This window comes from Celerinatantimonas marina, assembly GCF_046054165.1.
Taxonomy (GTDB): domain Bacteria; phylum Pseudomonadota; class Gammaproteobacteria; order Enterobacterales; family Celerinatantimonadaceae; genus Celerinatantimonas.
The window spans coordinates 89,417-106,970 of record NZ_JBFNXK010000010.1 but is presented as its reverse complement, the minus strand read 5'-3'; the positions used below and the strand labels follow the sequence as shown (position 1 = coordinate 106,970).

Below are 17,554 nucleotides of genomic sequence, written 5' to 3'. Positions count from 1 at the left end.
AGCTCATGTATAATTTGCGCAACATAGGCAAAGGGATAAAGCATTGATTCGGTGGCGATGGGTTGGGTTAGTCAATTTAGTGATTCTGGTGGCTGGTTTTTCGGTTCTGGGGTGGATGTCGAATTTGCGCCAGCAGGAATTAGTGACCATGCAGCAGGTGATCCAGCAATATCAGAGTCGGGAAGTGACTAATCAGGAGCAATTGTTGTTGGCACAGCAACAAGCTCGGCAGCGTCAGGCGCAGATTGTCATGCTACGGCATATGCAAAGTGACCAGCAGCAAAAGCTGGTCACTTTGCAACGTCAGGTTGATTTTTATCGGAAAATCATGGCTCCAGAGCAAGCTAAAACTGGGGTCTTGATCGATTCGATTCAAATTGATCCTTTGGCGGATGCGCAGCATTATAGGGTTCATTTCGTAGTGATCCAGGCGGGTGAAAAAAATCGGCAAGAGCGACGGGGTGAAGCACAACTGATGGTCAGTGGAAACCGGCAAGGTCAGACGGTGCAATATTCACTTGCTGAGTTGAGTGATCAGCCTCAGCTTCCACTCAAGTTGCGATTTTTTGCAGAGACATGGATTTCACTTAAATTACCGGATGATTTTCAGCCGGAATTTCTGCAGTTAACCGTGATTTTCCCCGGGAGTCGTTATTTAAAACCGATCCATCTTCAGCAGCAAATGGATTGGCCTGATAGACATACGGTTGAACCCGGTTAATACTTGAACTAATTACTCAGGTATTAGATAATCATAAGCATTAATATTCGTGAGGTAAATATCATGTCTGATTCTCTGGCTGTTCCGATTCAGTTTTCTGAGGCAGCAGCTGCACGTGTTAAAACGTTGATCACTGAAGAAGAAAATCCAGCTCTTAAATTACGTGTTTATGTCACTGGTGGTGGCTGCTCAGGCTTTTCATATGGATTCACTTTCGATGAAAAAGTAAACGAAGGTGATACAGAGGTTGAGCGTGATGGTGTTTCGATGGTTGTGGATTCGATGAGCTTGCAGTTTTTAGTCGGCGGAACCGTTGATTATACCGAAGGATTACAGGGATCGCGTTTTCTCGTTAATAACCCTAATGCTAAAACCACCTGTGGTTGTGGTTCTTCTTTCTCCGTTTGATTGAACATGATTCAATGATCAAAGATCAACAGCCTCTGACGTGTTGATCTTTGATGATATATAGAATGCCCTTCCGCTTTCATTTCGAGCACTGTGTTAAACACTTCTCTGGGTTTATTTGAAGTTCTTCGGAATTTTATGTCTGTCTAAAACGATGGTGTGTAACGAACACTTTATGGGTCTAAGAAGATTGATGGTGGCGTGAGCTTTCTTCGAATGCCGCTTTTTGTTTCTTTTTGGTGCGAATGTGATGCAAAAGGGCATCATCAGTTACTGTTGCGCTCATTTATATTTCATTGTTGTAATATCAAACTATGCTTTCAGAGAAAATTCGCACTCGATCTTTATATCATAAAATATCAATATAAAATATAAACTTAGATTTATATCCTAAATATTAAAATATTATTGGTTTTAAATTCTATTTATCGAATTTTTTAAAAATTTATGAAAATTCTGGCATGTGTTTTTCATATAGTAAGAACGTGGATATCCTCCACTGTTTCTAAGGTCCTCGTTGAGTTCTTTGGAAATGACATGGTTCTACCACAGAAGTGTTCTCGCTTCTCCTTTTGCTCTCACCCCATTGTCTTCAATGGGGTTTTTTTTATCTCGAATTTCGTCTTTGATCGATCGCTTGGCAAAGCTGAGTGACGCCTTGAAGCAATCTGGGAGTAAAACGATTCAGCAGGTCGGGATTGATCCAGATAAGGTGCTGGGAAGCGGTGAGCTGCGGCCAGTGACTCCAGATATCACCGCCCTGATGCTGGTGATCTGCAATGATGATCGCTTGCGGTTTACGGTTGATCACCTGTTCGATATTAATTTGCGGATAAGTCGAATCACTGTGCTGGAAAACATTGATGCCCCCACAAGTCTGGATGGCATCATTGATCCAGCTTGGGGCAGCAACAGTCATCAGCGGCTGATGCCAGATTTGGTAGAAAACCCGGACCGGGGCGAGGGAGTGATAATGCTGCTTCAGCTGCTCTAGTTGCGTTTGTAACTGTTTGGCCAGCTGTTTAGCTTGTTGTTCTCGGTGAAGTTGCTGGCCCAACTGGATGATAAATGGAGCCAGCTCATTGAGTCGGGTTGGGGCTGAATCGACCACTTTAATTCCAAATTGGCGGAGTGTGGCGAGTTGCGCATTCGGATTCCCTTGTGACCAACTTAGAACCAGATCGGGTTTTAGTGCGAGTATTTTTTCCAGATTGAGGGTCTGATAAGTTCCGACGATCGGGTGTTGCCGGGCTTGTGGCGGATAGTCGCTATGATCGATGACGCCGACCAATTCATCTTCGGCATGTAGTGCATACACCAGCTCCGTCAGATGGGGGGCGAGTGTGATTACGCGTAGCGATTGTGCTTGTGCAACGGACACAAAAAAAATCAGGCACAGCCCTAGTTGGCATAGTCGAATACAAAAAGACACGGTTAAATTCCACTGATGACGTAACGGACGATTAAAAGCGGATAAATGATAAAAATGAGGTAATTGCAGGCGGTGAGATAGCAGCGTAACCGCAAGACCCGAAAGTCGCTAACCAAAGGGGGTTTACGACGAGGGCCAAACAACGGATAAGATGCCGGTAATCCTTCGTAATGTCGTTGTCCACCGAGTTCCGAAGCCAGCCAACTTGCAGTTATCCCGATTAATTGCCCGCTGCTGGTTTGCGGCCAGCGGAATCCCTGACGGCGTAGTGTAAAGTTGTGGCCGACCCGGCCGAACAGGCACATTAACAAACCTACGATCTGTTTGGGAAGATAACTCAACAGCTGATGACACTGGCTAGCCCGCAATCCAAATGCTTGGTAACGGGCCAGTTTGGGATTCCAGCTCCAGTGTAGCTGTTCAATGAGCCGGTAACACAGGGCCGCGTAAGGTCCCAGTAAAGCGTACCAGAACAGCACCCCAAACCAGCCCTGAGCCAGATTGAGCACCAACGATTCGCTGGCGGCACTGACCATCTGTTGCTGTTCCAGTTGGTGAGTATCTCGTAGTACCCAGTGTGATAGGCGTAGCCGGGCTTTGGTACTCTGGCGACTGGTTAGCTCATTCATCACTAAATTCATATCATGCATGATCGTTCGCCAGCCCAGCAGTAAAAAGAGTAATGTGGCTTCCAGTAACAGCGGAATATCCGCCAGAACACTCAATCCCCAATAAGCTGCCAGAGGCACTCCGACCAACAGCAACATGGCCAAGAGTCCGGCCAATTGCTGCTGGGACACGCCATTCTCAAGGCGGTTAACTCGCTTAGCTATAAAAATAGCGATGTGCTGATAGTAATACAGCGGGTTTAAATGGCCCGTGAAGCCGATGCCCCATTCCAGTAACACCACGAAGACGGGCAGTATCAGCAGGGCGACACTCAGCCATTCAGCATTCATTTAATTTAATTCATCCAGCAGTGCTTCAACTAAGGCTCCAGAATTTTTAGCGGCAGTTTCTAAAAATTCATCAAACGATTGGGGAGATTCTTTGCCGGCGATATCAGAGAGTGCTCGAATCACAACAAAAGGAACCTGCGCCTGATGGCAGACTTGAGCAATCGCTGCGCCTTCCATTTCAACGGCTTCCATATCCGGGAATTGTTCTCGCGCTTGTTGGATCCGCTGGGGTTGGCACATGAAAATATCGCCACTCGTTATCAGCCCTTTGATCACTTGATGCTCACTGACTTTTTGAGCGGCACGTTCTGCGGCTGCGATTAATTTTTCATCGGCTTTAAAGCGAGCTGGGTTGGCGGGCAGTTGGCCGATTTCATAACCGAATGCGGTGACATCCACATCATGATGGGCGAGTTCACTGGAAATTACCACATCACCCACTTTGAGCGCTGGATTAAATCCACCGGCCGAACCGGTATTGATAACAGCGACCGGCTGATAGCGCTGTAATACGACCGTGGTGGCAATGGCGGCAGCCACTTTGCCAATCCCGGAACGGGTGACAACGACGCTATGGCCATTGAGTTGGCCACTATAAAATTCACATCCGGCAAACGCATAGGTTTCGAGTCCTTCGATTTTATCACGTAGTGCCGTTACTTCCTGTTCCATCGCACCGATAATCGCTACGGTCATAATATTCTCTTTTGTTTTTAAATAATCACCGATTTTAACAGGCCACAGACAGCAAGTCTGCACTTGGATTTCAGTTCAAATGGCGCCGATGGCTCCCTTTGGTGATGGTTTCTGAAGGTGAACAATAGGTTGGGATGCTGCACGTTATGGTGCAATGGGCTATGGATCATCAGTTTATTGCACTGAGTTGAGTCATCTGTTGAAGCCTTGTTATTGATTTGATAAGGGGTGTTTGAAATTAACTAATTGATTTTAAAGTACTAAATAATAATTGGTCCGTTATATGCTTTATTGTAAATGTTAGAAATATAACAGAACGTGGTTATTTGACAGATGAAAAACAATTATCCAGATGAACCGAATTCTGAGTTATCCGTCCGGGAAACGATAGAGTCTTCTTTTTCCGGGCAAACTCCGACCGGTAAAAAAATTGCGACTTATCTGCTTGGTAATCTGGAGCAGTTACCGTTTGAAACCGCCGACAGCATTGCTAAAAGTACTCAGACCAGTGGCATTTCTGTAGGGCGTTATCTGCGGGGAATTGGTTATAAAAATCTTGAGCATTTAAAGCAGGAGCTGCGGCAATCTTCGCCTTTGGCTAATCAAGCCTGGGTGGTAACGGATCGGTTGGATAAATATCGAGAACAAGAGACGGTCTCTCGACAGGCGCTGATGTTGGAGCTGGATGCGATTGAATATGTGTATCAGTTATCGACGAAACCCATGTTTAAGAAAATTGCGGAACGACTGGCTAATGCGGAAGCCATTTTTATTTTGGGGATCCAGTCGACCCGAGGGGTTGCTCAGATTTTTTTCAGTCATCTTGAATATTTGCGGCCGCGGGTGTTTTACGCAGATGGTCAGTCGGGAAGTTATGTCGAGTCTCTGAATTCGGAATTTAAAGATCCCTATATCATTGTGACCGATACCCGAGCCTATTCCAAAACCGTCAAACGCTTTTGTCAGGCTGCGGTAAAACGTAACTTATCGGTTGCCTTGATCACCGATATTTATTGTAGCTGGGCTCGGGACTATGCCATTGACCTGTTACAAGTGAAAACGGCCACCGGGCAATTCTGGGATTCTCTGGCGCCATTTACTTACCTTTTTAATTTGCTGTTATCGTCGGTCGTTGAGCAACGCAACGATACCGTCGGGCAGCGTTTAACTGAAAACCGAATGTTGCAAAAAGAACTGGGACAGTTCGAATCATAATTATGAGGATGATCATGCACACCGATAAATTGGCTGATGTAAGTCTTGTTTTTCCTGAAATCTTGTTGGATATCAAATATGCAACGGATGATAACCTGACCGGCCAACCTATTTATAAAGCCCCCCATTGTTGGGTTCACCCACAGTTGATTGAGCATCTGGCGATCTCGCTGCATGTGGCAAAACTAGCCGGATTCCAACTGAAAATTTTTGACGGTTATCGTCCGACAATGGCTCAGCAGCGTCTGTGGGAAGCCCTACCGGATCCGCGTTATGTGGCGGATATCAGTTTAGGTTCCAATCATTCTCGTGGAATTGCCATCGATTTGACCCTCGTGGATCAAGAGGGGCATGAATTGGATATGGGCACGGGCTTTGATGATATGAGTGAGCATTCACATCCGTTGGCACCTTCTCATCCGGTTGCCATTCAACGTAACCGATTGCTGCTCAATGCCATTATGCTGGCCGGAGGATTCCAAGGGCTTGCGACGGAATGGTGGCATTTTGAATTACCGAATGCACTCGATTATCCGGTGTTACCGGATCAGTTTGACTGTTATTGAATGAACTAAACGCATAGATAACTCATCGGCAAGACAACATATAAAAAGGAGTCTTATTATGTCTAAAGCGAAATTGGGACACATGGTTGCGGCCTGTATTGTCATCGGATCCAGTATGGTGACTGCGGCACAGGCTGCGATTCCAAAAAATGTACTGGTGATCGGAAAGGCTGCTGATCCTCAGACCTTAGATCCGGCGGTGACTATCGATAATAACGATTGGACCGTAACCTATCCGGCTTATCAGCGTCTGATCCGCTATAAAACCGTGAATGGTCAGGGTTCCACCGAGATCGAAGGCGATCTGGCTAAAAGTTGGAGTCATTCGGATGATGGATTGGTGTGGACGTTTGATCTCAAGTCTGATCAGCATTTCAGTGATGGTTCAACCGTATCGGCTCAGGATGTTGTTTGGTCGTTTCAGCGGTTGATGAAAATTGGCCAGGGCCCTTCGGGAGCTTATCCTCAAGATATGCAGGTTAGTGCCTTAAATGCACATCAGGTTGAATTTCGTTTAAAACGGCCGTTTGCACCATTTTTAAATACATTGGCGAATGATGGAGCCAGTATTTTAAATGCTGATGAGTTAAAGCAGCATGCTGAAAATCAAGGTAAAACATGGCTCGCGACCCATACTGCTGGTTCAGGTCCTTACCAGTTAGTGGCTTGGCAAAAAGGGCAGCAGTTGGTGATGCAGCCTAATCCGTATTATGCCGGTAAAAAACCGCAGTTTAAGCGGGTGGTCGTGAAAATTATCGGGGAGAGTTCGACCCGTCGTTTGCAATTAGAACGAGGTGATCTGGATATTGCGGAATCATTGCCAGTCGATCAGCTGAAAGCTCTGGCGAATAAGCCGGACATCTCCGTCAAAGAATATCCATCGCTACGGGTGACATATCTCTATCTGAATAATGCGCTGGCTCCTTTGGATCAGGTAGGGCTTCGTCGAGCCATATCTTACGCTGTCGATTATCAGGGGATCATCAAAGGAACTCTAGATGGGGCTGGTAAACAGATGCAGGGTCCTATTCCACAAGGTTTGTGGGGGCATGATGATCAAGCGATGCAGTATCACTATGATCTGAATAAAGCCAAAGCAGAGTTAGCCAAACTTTCGACCAAACCACGCGCATTGACTTTCCTGTATTCGGATAAAGATCCGAACTGGGAACCAGTTGCACTATCGGTGCAGGCCAATCTAAAACAGCTGGGGATCCAGGTTCATTTAGAGAAGTTAGCGAACGCTACGATGCGGGCTCGAATTGACAAAGGTAATTTCGATATCTCTATCGGTAACTGGAGTCCTGATTTTGCTGATCCGTACATGTTTATGAACTATTGGTTTGATTCAGCGAATAAAGGTCTGGCTGGTAACCGTTCGTTCTTCTCTGATCCGAAAGTCGATCAGCTGTTAAAAGAGGCGGCGCAAAATAGTGATCAGCAGCAACGGGTTAAATTGTATCAGCAAGTCCAGAAAATCGTCATCGATGATGCGGCCTATGCTTATCTGTTCCAGAAAAACTATCAGGTTGCAATGCGCAGCAATGTGAAAGGTTTTGCTTTTAATCCGATGTTGGAACAGGTCTTTAATCTGTCCTCCATTACCAAACAATAGTTGAGCAATATTGACTATGAATACATGGACTCTGTTAAGGCAACGAAGTTGGGGATTAATTCTGGTGATGTTCGGGGTCTGCCTGATCACTTTTATTATTTCCCACTTAATTCCCGGCGATCCGGCAAGGCTACTTGCCGGCGATCGGGCTAGTGCCGAGATGGTGGCCCATATTCGTCATCAATTGGGGCTGGATTTGCCCCTTTATCAGCAGTTTATTCATTATTTAAATGAGCTGGTTCATGGCGATTTGGGAACCTCCATTCGTACCGGTCAGCCCGTTCTGACTGATTTGAAAACGTTTTTCCCGGCTACGCTGGAGCTGGCATTTAGTGCGCTGTTGATTGCGATTTTTATTGGTGTTCCTCTGGGGGTTATTTCTGCGGTGTATCGCAACCGGTTATTGGATCATCTAGTCCGATTGCTTTCGGTGGTGGGGATATCAACGCCGGCTTTTTGGTTGGGGCTGGGCGCGATAGTTTTATTCTATGGCAATCTGGGTTGGTTTCCTGGTGGCGGAAGACTGGAAAGCTGGTTAACGCCCCCAGCACATGTGACAGGGATGTATACCGTGGATGCCTTGCTCAGTGGGGATTGGGAAGTGTTAATCGATGCGCTACATCATCTGCTGATGCCCGCACTGACGCTTGCCTTTGTGCACTTAGGGATTGTTGCTCGCCAGATCCGTTCCGCTATGTTGGAACAGTTAAGTGAAGATTACATTCGTACCGCTCGAGCTAATGGTTTGCCGGGATGGCGCATCGTTTTAGGTCATGCCTTACCGAATGCTCTGATCCCTTCGATTACCATTTTAGGGTTGGCTTTGGGCGATTTGCTTTATGGTGCGGTGCTGACGGAAACCGTGTTTGCTTGGCCTGGCATGGGGGCTTATGTGATCCAATCGATTCAGGCGTTGGATTTCCCGGCTGTCATGGGATTTGCCGTTGTTGTTTCATTTGCTTATGTGATCGTCAATCTGGTGGTCGATTTACTGTATCTGTGGGTTGATCCGCGTATGCGAAAAGAGGTGTAGTATGAGTGATGTTGCGTCTGTTTCCAGAGCGCTTCCCAAAAAAACAGCGGTGGATTTCGGTAAACTGTTCTGGTTGTTTAAACGAAGCCCCTTAACGCTCATTGGCGGCGTGATAGTGCTGTTGATTTTATTGCTGACGGTATTTGCGCCGTTGTTAACTCCCCATGCGCCAGATGTCGTCGATTTGGGCTCTCGATTGTTAGCGCCGAGTCGTGAACACTGGTTCGGAACGGATCAAGTCGGGCGTGATCTGTTTAGCCGAGTGCTGATTGGTAGTCGTCAGTCGGTGATGGCTGGGCTGGTGGTCGTGTTGATCGCAGGTTCGATCGGCTCGTTTATCGGTTGCTTCTCCGGTGTGGTTGGGGGCTTGGTCGACGCTTGTATTATGCGGGTGATGGATATCATGTTATCGATCCCCTCGTTAGTTCTTACGATGGCGCTGGCCGCAGCTCTTGGACCAAGTTTGGTGAATGCGATGCTGGCGATTGCGATCGTTCGGATCCCCTTTTATGTGCGGATTGCCCGCGGGCAAACGCTATCGATCCGGCATCAAGATTATATGCAGGCCTCATATACCTTTGGAGCCAGTCGACTGCATCTCATCCGTTGGCATGTGTTTCGAAATGTTTTACCCCCACTAATTGTTCAGGCGTCACTGGATATCGGTACCGCTATTTTGATGGCCGCCACCTTGGGCTTTATCGGCTTGGGGGCGCAGCAACCAACGGCCGAGTGGGGCGCTATGGTGGCCAATGGTCGCAATTATATTTTGGATCAATGGTGGTATTCGACGTTTCCAGGCAGTGCCATTGTCGTGACCTCCGCTGCATTTAATTTATTTGGTGACGGACTGCGTGATTTGCTGGATCCAAAGAGTAGGGGTGTTTGATGCATCAGGAAGCGATTTTAGAAATCAATGATCTGGCTCTTTCATTTCCGGTTTACCGGGGACAGGTCAAAGCTCTGAATCATGTTTCATTATCTGTTGAGGCTGGTGAAATTGTTGGGATTGTCGGTGAGTCTGGATCCGGAAAATCGGTGACGGCGATGCTGGTCATGCGATTGCTGAATGAGCGGAGTTATCGGGTTGAACAAGGGCATGTTCATTTTCAGCAACAGGATCTGTTAGGCGCGAGTGAGCGGGAACTTCGAAAAATTCGGGGGCGGGAGATCGCCATGATTTTTCAGGAACCGATGAATGCTCTGAATCCGACCAAAACTGTGGGCAAACAATTGATGGAAGTTTTGCGATTGCATCAGCCGTTCAGCCGACATGCGGCCCATCAGCGGGTGATCGAGTTGCTGACGGAGATGCAGATCCCCGATCCGCAGCAGGTGTTTAATCGTTATCCGTTTGAGTTATCCGGAGGCATGCGGCAGCGGGTGCTGATCGCTATGGCTTTCTCTTGTAATCCTAAATTGATTATTGCCGATGAGCCGACGACGGCTCTGGACGTGACGGTGCAGCGACAAATCCTCAACTTACTGAAAATGAAGGCGAAGGAGCGAGGCACCGCAGTTTTATTTATTACTCATGATATGGCGGTGATCTCGCAGCTTTGTGACAAAGTGTATGTGATGTATGCCGGGAGTGTGGTTGAAAGTGGTGAGACTGAGGTTTTGCTACATGAAAGTGCACATCCGTATACCCGAGGCCTGCTGGCGTGTGCGCCGGAATTGGTGGCACCGCAGAGTGATATTGAGACGATTGCCGGAACGGTGCCGGACTTGACTCAATTACCGGATGGCTGTGCGTTTCGGGAGCGATGCTCGAAGGCCAGCGCTCAGTGCCGACGCCGTCCACCGCTACAGGTGATTGATGAAAATGCGCAGCATGACACGATGTGTTGGCATCCACTGACGACGGAGGAAGCTTAAGATGAAGCCATCACCCTTGATGATTTTAAATGATGTCCGGGTTCAGTTTGCCGCTGGTTATAACTGGCTGGGAAAACCGAAGAGCTGGGTGCATGCTCTGAATGGTCTGGATCTGGAAATTAAACAAGGTGAAACGCTGGGAATTGTGGGTGAATCCGGATGTGGTAAAAGTACGTTAGCCAAACTACTGATCGGGTTATTAAAGCCATCGTCCGGTGAATTTTGGTATAAAGGGCGTGAGAAAAACTGGCTTGGGAAAAACATGCAGATTGTGTTTCAGGATCCGCAATCATCTTTGGATCCACGGCTGGTGATTTGGAAAAGTATTACTGAACCGGTTTATATTCAGCAAAATATGAGTGCTGCCGAGAGGTTTGCTCTGGCTGAAAATTTAGCGGAGCAGGTGGGGATCCGTAAGGAGTACTTGCATCGGTTACCGCATGAGTTTTCGGGTGGACAGCGTCAGCGGATTTCCATTGCCCGGGCTTTGTCATCGAATCCAGATGTGATTGTGCTTGATGAACCGACATCGGCTTTGGATATCTCGGTGCAGGGGCAAATTCTGAATTTGTTGATGGAGCTAAAACGGCAGCGCAATCTCACTTATATCCTGATTTCACACAATATGTCGGTGATCCGGCATATGAGCGATCGGGTCGCAGTGATGTATTTAGGGCAGATTGTGGAACTGGCGGATAGTGAAGCACTCTTTGAACATGCTTTACATCCTTACACCCGCTTGCTGCTGGATTCATTGCCTCAGATCGGTAAAGCCTTGGCTCCGAATGAAGAGGGCGCGAAGAAAGTTGAGATGCCCAGCAATCAGCAGTTACCGGAGCGATGTTTCTTTTTTGATCGTTGTCCAAAACGTAGTGCCATGTGTGCCAGACCCCCGCAGCTTGCCGAGGTCGCTCTGAACCATCAGTTGCGCTGTGTGCTTGGAGAACATTGATAAGGCATGGTTTTTATTATGATGCGCATTAAAAAACGGCCCGAGGGCCGTTTTTCATAGTTAAAGATCTTAGATTTTAAACATTTAGAAAATCAAGGATCCCTTCAGCGGCTTGACGACCTTCACTGATGGCGGTAACAACGAGATCAGAACCTCGTACGGCATCGCCTCCGGCAAAGATTTTGGCATTACTGGTTTGGTAGGCAAAATCACTGCTGTCGCTGGCTTTGATCCGCTGCCAATCATCTAGTTCAACTCCGGCATCGGTCAGCCAAGGTTTGGGATCGGGCTGGAAGCCAAATGCCATAATGACCGCATCGCAAGCTAGAGTGTATTCACTGCCGGAAATAGGTTCTGGACGACGCCGACCATTGGCATCCGCTTCACCTAACTGCGTGCGAACGACATTCACACCCGAGACATGTTCATCGGTCAGGTTGATGCCCAGCGGTTGTAAATTCCATAAGAATTCAACCCCTTCTTCTTTGGCATTTTTTACTTCACGACGAGAACCGGGCATGTTTTGCTCATCACGCCGATAAGCACAGTAAACTTTTTTAGCGCCTTGGCGAATAGCGGTTCGTACACAGTCCATCGCGGTATCCCCCCCGCCGAGGATGACGACGGTCTTGCCTTGCATATCAATGTAAGGCTGTGCGTCGTTCGCATAATCCAACAGATGATTGGTATTCGCGATGAGATAAGGCAGCGCATCATAGACTTCTGCGGCATCTTCGTTTTCCAGTCCACCGCGAATGTATTTGTAGGTCCCTACCCCCACAAATACCGCATCGTACTGTTCAACCAATTGTTCAAATGGAACATCTTCACCGATTTCGACACTGAGTTTGAATTCAATGCCCATGCCTTCGAAGATTTCTTTACGCCGCTGCATAATGGATTTATCGAGTTTAAACGATGGGATCCCAAAGGTCAGCAGTCCACCGATTTGTGGGTGGCGATCATAAACTACCGCTTTGACACCGTTACGAGCCAGAATATCAGCGCAGGCCAGACCTGCAGGTCCGGCTCCAACGATAGCCACGGTTTTCCCGGTCGGTTCAACATTCGATAGGTTGGGAGTCCAGCCCATTTCGAAGGCTTTATCGGTGATGTATTTTTCAATGCTCCCAATCGTGACGGCTCCAAAGCCGTCATTTAAGGTGCAAGACCCTTCGCAGAGCCGGTCCTGTGGACAAACGCGTCCACAGACTTCCGGTAAGCTATTGGTTTCGTGGCAGAGCTCAACCGCTTCAAGAATACGCCCTTCATTAGCTAATTTGAGCCAATTGGGAATATAGTTGTGAACGGGGCAGCGCCACTCACAGTATGGGTTCCCGCATGATAAGCAACGATCAGATTGTTGCTGGGCTTGGTTATCATTAAACGGTTCATAAATTTCAATAAACTGCTGACGGCGTACCGCAACCGGTTTTTTAGGCGGATCAATACGTTCTACATCAACAAACTGAAAGACATTTTTACTCATTTTGATGTTTATCCTTGTCGGTTACTGCGCCTGAATCCTGAGTTCTGAAGCCGACTGGCTGGTGTGACCCAGCAGTGACTTCACATCGGATGATTTAGGTTTAACGAGTTTAAACATCGGTACGTAATGCTCAAAGTTAGCCAGAATTTCTTCAGCACGGGTACTGTTGGTTTCATGCCAGTGCTGATTGATGATCCCGCGCAGATGTTCCTGATGAATCGCCAGTGTTTCCAGATCCAGTAACTCCACCATATCGGTGTTGGTTTTGCATTCAAAGTCTCCGTCCTCATCAAGGACGTAGGCAAAGCCTCCGGTCATCCCGGCTGCAAAGTTGACCCCGGTGCGTCCCAAAACAGTGACGATCCCACCGGTCATGTATTCACAGCCATTATCACCAATGCCTTCGACAACGACATGAGCGCCTGAGTTTCGAACCGCAAATCGTTCACCGGCACAGCCGGCTGCAAACAATTTACCACCGGTTGCGCCGTACAAGCAGGTATTCCCGGCAATGGTAGCTTCGTTGGATTTATAAGCAACTCCGATATGTGGGCGCAGCACTAATTTCCCGCCAGTCATTCCTTTACCGACATAGTCGTTGGCATCCCCGGTCAGGATTAATTCAACACCGCCGGCATTCCAGACCCCGAAGCTTTGTCCGGCACTACCGTTAAAGTTAATTTGAATCGGATCGCTGGCCATGCCCTGATTGCCATATTTTTTAGCAACCATCCCGGAGAGTGTCGCGCCGACGGAACGGTCGGTATTATGAATTTCATAACGCAACGTTGCCCCGGTTTTTTGATTCACGGCATTGCTGGCATCCGCTGCGATTTTCTGGTTCAGCGGGCCGTTATCAAACGGTGGGTTATTTTGCTGGCAGAAAAGCGGATGTCCGTCGGATTTAGGTGAATATAAAATACCACTCAAATCCAGCTTGCTCTGTTTGCTGGTATAGCCTTTAATGGCTTCTAACAGATCGAGACGGCCAATGAGATCGGTGAGTTGTTTCACACCACAAAGCGCCATCAGTTCACGGACTTCTTCAGCAATAAATTTGAAGTAATTCATGACCATTTCCGGTTTGCCGATGAAGTGTTTACGACGCAACATTTCATCTTGAGTGGCAACCCCGGTCGCACAGTTATTCAGGTGACAGATCCGCAGGTATTTACAGCCTAGAACCACCATCGGCCCCGTACCGAAACCGAAACTTTCAGCCCCTAAAATCGCTGCTTTGACAACGTCTAAGCCGGTTTTAAGACCGCCATCGACCTGTAGCCTTACTTTATGGCGCAGACCGTTTTCAACCAGTGCTTGCTGAGTTTCAGCAAGACCTAATTCCCATGGACTGCCGGCATATTTCACTGAAGTGAGCGGGCTAGCTCCGGTACCGCCGTCATAACCTGAAATGGTAATCAGGTCGGCATAGGCTTTCGCCACCCCGGTGGCGATGGTGCCAACTCCCGGTTCTGAAACCAGTTTGACGGAAATCAGGCAGTTCGGATTGATCTGTTTTAAATCGAAAATCAGCTGTGCTAAATCTTCGATTGAGTAAATATCGTGATGAGGCGGTGGTGAAATCAGCGTGACACCGGGAACGGCATAACGCAATTTAGCAATTTCAACACTCACTTTATGACCCGGTAGCTGTCCGCCTTCACCCGGTTTAGCCCCTTGCGCGACTTTAATCTGAATGACTTCGGCATTCATTAAATAGTGCGGTGTGACCCCAAAACGACCGGAGGCAATCTGTTTAATTTTAGAGTTGCGCTCGCTCTGGAAACGGTTTGGATCTTCCCCACCTTCACCGGAGTTCGACTGCCCCCCCAGACGGTTCATCGCGATCGCCAGTGATTCATGAGCTTCACGGCCAAGGGCACCAATGGACATCGCAGCGGTATCAAAGCGAGGATACAATTGGCTAGCCGGTTCGACTTCATCCAATGCAATCCCTTGTGCTGGAGGGGTCAGTTTGATGAGATCCCTTAGTGTTGCGACCGGACGTTCATTGACTAGTTTGGCGAATTTTTTATATTCCTGATAGTCACCACTGCGGGTTGCTTGTTGCAGCGTTTTAACAATATCCGGGTTGTAGGCATGATATTCACCGCCGTGGACATACTTGAGTAAGCCTCCGGCTGGTAGTTTCCGCCGTTTGAGCCAAGCATTGCGGGCTAAATTAATCTGATCTTGCTGAATATCATCGAAATCAGCACCGCTGATACGGCTGGTTACCCCTTTGAAACAGCGTTCGATCACCGTTGGGTGCAAGCCGACGGCTTCAAACAACTGTGAACAGCGGTAACTGGCAACGGTAGAGATCCCCATTTTGGACATGATTTTATACAAGCCCTTATTGATCCCGTTTCGATAGTTCATGATGGCGGTACGCAGGTCGTGTTCAATGACACCTTGTTCAACCAGTCGTGAAATAGACTCATAGGCCAGATACGGATAAACCGCTGTGGCACCGAATCCGATTAACACCGCAAAGTGATGGGGATCACGAGCGGATGCCGTTTCAACCAAAATATTGGTATCGCAGCGCAGACGGCTTTCCAGCAGTGCTTCTTGTACAGCACCGACCGCCATTGCCGCTGGGATTGGAATAGTTTTTTCGGTGATATTCCGGTCGGATAAAACCAGAAGCACGGCACCGATACGCGCTGCGGCGACCGATTCATTACAGATTCGGGTGATCGCCTCTTCCAGATTTTCATCATCGGGGTTGAAATTCAAATCGATAATGCTGGAACGATAGTGTTCTTCATCCAGTTCTAATAATTGCCGCAGATCACTCCAGACTAAAATCGGAGAGTTAAAGGTATAGCGCGCCGCATGACCGGTGGTTTCACGGAATACGTTTTGTTCCCGGCCAATACAGGTCGCTAGCGACATCACATGGGCTTCACGCAGTGGATCAATGGGTGGGTTAGTGACCTGTGCAAATTTTTGGCGGAAGTAGTCAAAGAGGCTGCGTTGTTTACTGGAAAGTACAGCCATTGGGGTGTCATCCCCCATTGAACCCACCGCTTCCTGACCATTTTCGGCTAGGGCACTGACGACTTGTTCCAGTTCCTCTTTAGAGTAACCGAATTGTTTCTGATAGGTCAGCAATTGCTGTTCATCGAAACTGGGTTCGCCGATGTGAGCGTCATCCAATTGATCGAACGGTGTCATCTGGTGACAGTTCTCGTTGAGCCATTGCCGATACGGGTGACGATCTTTAAGATCTTGGTCAATTTCAAATGATGTCCACAGTTTCCCGGTATAGGTGTCGATCACCAGTAGTTCACCCGGACCAACGCGACCTTTTTCAACGACTTCATCCGGAGAATAATCCCAGATCCCGACTTCAGAAGCTAAGGTAATGAGCTTATCATTGGTAATGACGTAGCGAGCGGGGCGTAAACCATTGCGATCCAGACCACAGGCGGCAAAACGACCATCACTCATCACGATTCCGGCCGGGCCATCCCATGGTTCCATATGCATGGAGTTAAAATCATAGAACGCTTTCAAATCATCATCCATCGCCGGATGATGTTGCCAAGCGGGTGGAACCAATAACCGAAATGCCCGGAATAAGTCCATTCCGCCTGCCAAGAACAGTTCCAGCATGTTATCGAGTGACGATGAATCGGAACCTTCGGTATTAACGAACGGAGCGGCCGTCTGCAAATCAGGAAGTAACGGTGAGCTAAATTTATAGGAGCGGGCTTTAGCCCACTGGCGGTTACCGGTAATCGTGTTGATTTCACCGTTATGGGCCAGAAACCTAAATGGTTGCGCTAATGGCCATTTAGGCGATGTATTGGTTGAAAAACGCTGGTGGAACAGACAAATGCTACTTTGCATGCGAATATCCGCCAGATCCGGATAGAACCGGGGCAGATCCGCAGGCATGCATAACCCTTTATATACGACCACCATCGTAGAGAGTGATGCGATATAAAATTCTTTATCATCCGTGAGCTGTTTTTCAATGCGACGACGTGCGATATACAAACGACGTTCGATATCTTTAGCGACCCAGCCGGCTGGGGCGTTAATAAAAATCTGCTCAATTTGAGGACGGTTTTGTTTAGCCAGATCCCCGAGAACGCTATCCTCGATTGGAACTTCTCGCCATCCTAAAACGGTTAAGGTTTCTTGCTCTAATTCTTTACGCATCAATTGCCGGGACTGTTCGGCCCGGATTGGGTCGGTACTCAAAAACAGCATACCAACGGCATATTTGCGGCCCAAAGACCAATTTTTTTCTTCAGCGATCGCCCGGAAAAAGACATCTGGTTTTTGCATTAATAATCCGCAGCCATCACCGGTTTTTCCATCAGCTGAGATACCGCCACGGTGTTGCATACGTGTGAGTGCAGAGATTGCCACTCGTACCAGTTTGTGACTGGCTTCGCCTTCCATCTGAGCGATTAGTCCAAATCCACAGTTATCTTTTTCTAGGGTCGGGTCATAGACTGACATGACACTTCTCCTTGCACTTCCCTTTGATGGTCGTTTTGTTGTGATTGGGGAGGTGGTTCTTATGTTGTTATTATGGGTTGTCGTCAATGGTCTCATATTCGATCCACC

Annotated in this window: 14 protein-coding genes; 9 read left to right on the top strand and 5 right to left on the bottom strand. The window is 47.9% G+C overall.

Going from position 1 to position 17,554, the window contains the following annotated elements:
* Positions 1–43 precede the first annotated feature (43 nt).
* Together ABUE20_RS12255 and erpA are read left to right on the top strand one after the other, a co-directional pair.
* Positions 44–721 carry a DUF6776 family protein gene (locus tag ABUE20_RS12255; protein ID WP_408620225.1) on the top strand — a complete coding sequence of 226 codons (678 nt, stop codon included), beginning with the start codon at positions 44–46 and terminating at the stop codon, positions 719–721.
* 63 nt (positions 722–784) lie between these two features.
* Positions 785–1,129 carry an iron-sulfur cluster insertion protein ErpA gene (erpA, locus tag ABUE20_RS12250; RefSeq protein ID WP_408620224.1) on the top strand — a complete coding sequence of 115 codons (345 nt, stop codon included), beginning with the start codon at positions 785–787 and terminating at the stop codon, positions 1,127–1,129.
* A gap of 607 nt (positions 1,130–1,736) precedes the next feature.
* On the opposite strand, the gene ABUE20_RS12245 is transcribed toward erpA, so the two are convergent.
* Genes ABUE20_RS12245 through mtnN form a run of 3 tightly spaced genes read right to left on the bottom strand, consistent with a single transcriptional unit; the run spans position 1,737 to position 4,216 of the window.
* Positions 1,737–2,561: a cobalamin-binding protein gene (locus ABUE20_RS12245; RefSeq protein ID WP_408620223.1), complete on the bottom strand. Its 825-nt coding sequence runs from the start codon at positions 2,559–2,561 to the stop codon at positions 1,737–1,739.
* A gap of 2 nt (positions 2,562–2,563) precedes the next feature.
* A complete protein-coding gene (locus tag ABUE20_RS12240; protein WP_408620222.1) occupies positions 2,564–3,520 on the bottom strand; it encodes a cobalamin biosynthesis protein CobD/CbiB in 957 nt (318 codons plus the stop codon).
* Positions 3,521–4,216, bottom strand: a complete 696-nt coding sequence (gene mtnN, locus ABUE20_RS12235) for a 5'-methylthioadenosine/S-adenosylhomocysteine nucleosidase (RefSeq protein WP_408620221.1) — start codon at positions 4,214–4,216, stop codon at positions 3,521–3,523.
* A 333-nt stretch (positions 4,217–4,549) separates the two neighbouring features.
* Between mtnN and ABUE20_RS12230 the strand changes: the two genes are divergently transcribed.
* Genes ABUE20_RS12230 through ABUE20_RS12200 form a run of 7 tightly spaced genes read left to right on the top strand, consistent with a single transcriptional unit; the run spans position 4,550 to position 11,475 of the window.
* Entirely contained in the window at positions 4,550–5,431 is an 882-nt protein-coding gene (locus ABUE20_RS12230) for a MurR/RpiR family transcriptional regulator (RefSeq protein WP_408620220.1), read from the top strand.
* 14 nt (positions 5,432–5,445) lie between these two features.
* The gene (gene ddpX / locus ABUE20_RS12225) at positions 5,446–5,997 is read left to right on the top strand and encodes a D-alanyl-D-alanine dipeptidase (RefSeq protein WP_408620219.1); all 552 of its coding nucleotides are present in this window, start codon (positions 5,446–5,448) and stop codon (positions 5,995–5,997) included.
* A gap of 58 nt (positions 5,998–6,055) precedes the next feature.
* Positions 6,056–7,612 carry an ABC transporter substrate-binding protein gene (locus ABUE20_RS12220; protein ID WP_408620218.1) on the top strand — a complete coding sequence of 519 codons (1,557 nt, stop codon included), beginning with the start codon at positions 6,056–6,058 and terminating at the stop codon, positions 7,610–7,612.
* A 16-nt stretch (positions 7,613–7,628) separates the two neighbouring features.
* Complete coding sequence (locus tag ABUE20_RS12215) at positions 7,629–8,645, top strand: ABC transporter permease (protein WP_408620217.1); 1,017 nt, start codon at positions 7,629–7,631, stop codon at positions 8,643–8,645.
* A gap of 1 nt (position 8,646) precedes the next feature.
* On the top strand, positions 8,647–9,534 hold the full coding sequence (gene ddpC / locus ABUE20_RS12210; RefSeq protein ID WP_408620216.1) for a D,D-dipeptide ABC transporter permease: 888 nt from the start codon (positions 8,647–8,649) through the stop codon (positions 9,532–9,534).
* The gene (locus ABUE20_RS12205; protein WP_408620215.1) at positions 9,534–10,523 is read left to right on the top strand and encodes an ABC transporter ATP-binding protein; all 990 of its coding nucleotides are present in this window, start codon (positions 9,534–9,536) and stop codon (positions 10,521–10,523) included. The genes ddpC and ABUE20_RS12205 overlap by 1 nt, the downstream gene beginning before the upstream one ends.
* 1 nt (position 10,524) lies before the next feature.
* On the top strand, positions 10,525–11,475 hold the full coding sequence (locus tag ABUE20_RS12200; protein WP_408620214.1) for an oligopeptide/dipeptide ABC transporter ATP-binding protein: 951 nt from the start codon (positions 10,525–10,527) through the stop codon (positions 11,473–11,475).
* A gap of 76 nt (positions 11,476–11,551) precedes the next feature.
* Here ABUE20_RS12200 and ABUE20_RS12195 read toward each other — a convergent pair whose 3' ends face one another.
* Positions 11,552–12,964 (bottom strand): FAD-dependent oxidoreductase, encoded by a 1,413-nt coding sequence (locus ABUE20_RS12195; RefSeq protein ID WP_408620213.1) that lies wholly within the window; start codon positions 12,962–12,964, stop codon positions 11,552–11,554.
* 21 nt (positions 12,965–12,985) lie between these two features.
* A complete protein-coding gene (gltB, locus tag ABUE20_RS12190) occupies positions 12,986–17,446 on the bottom strand; it encodes a glutamate synthase large subunit (RefSeq protein WP_408620212.1) in 4,461 nt (1,486 codons plus the stop codon).
* Positions 17,447–17,554: the final 108 nt, after the last annotated feature.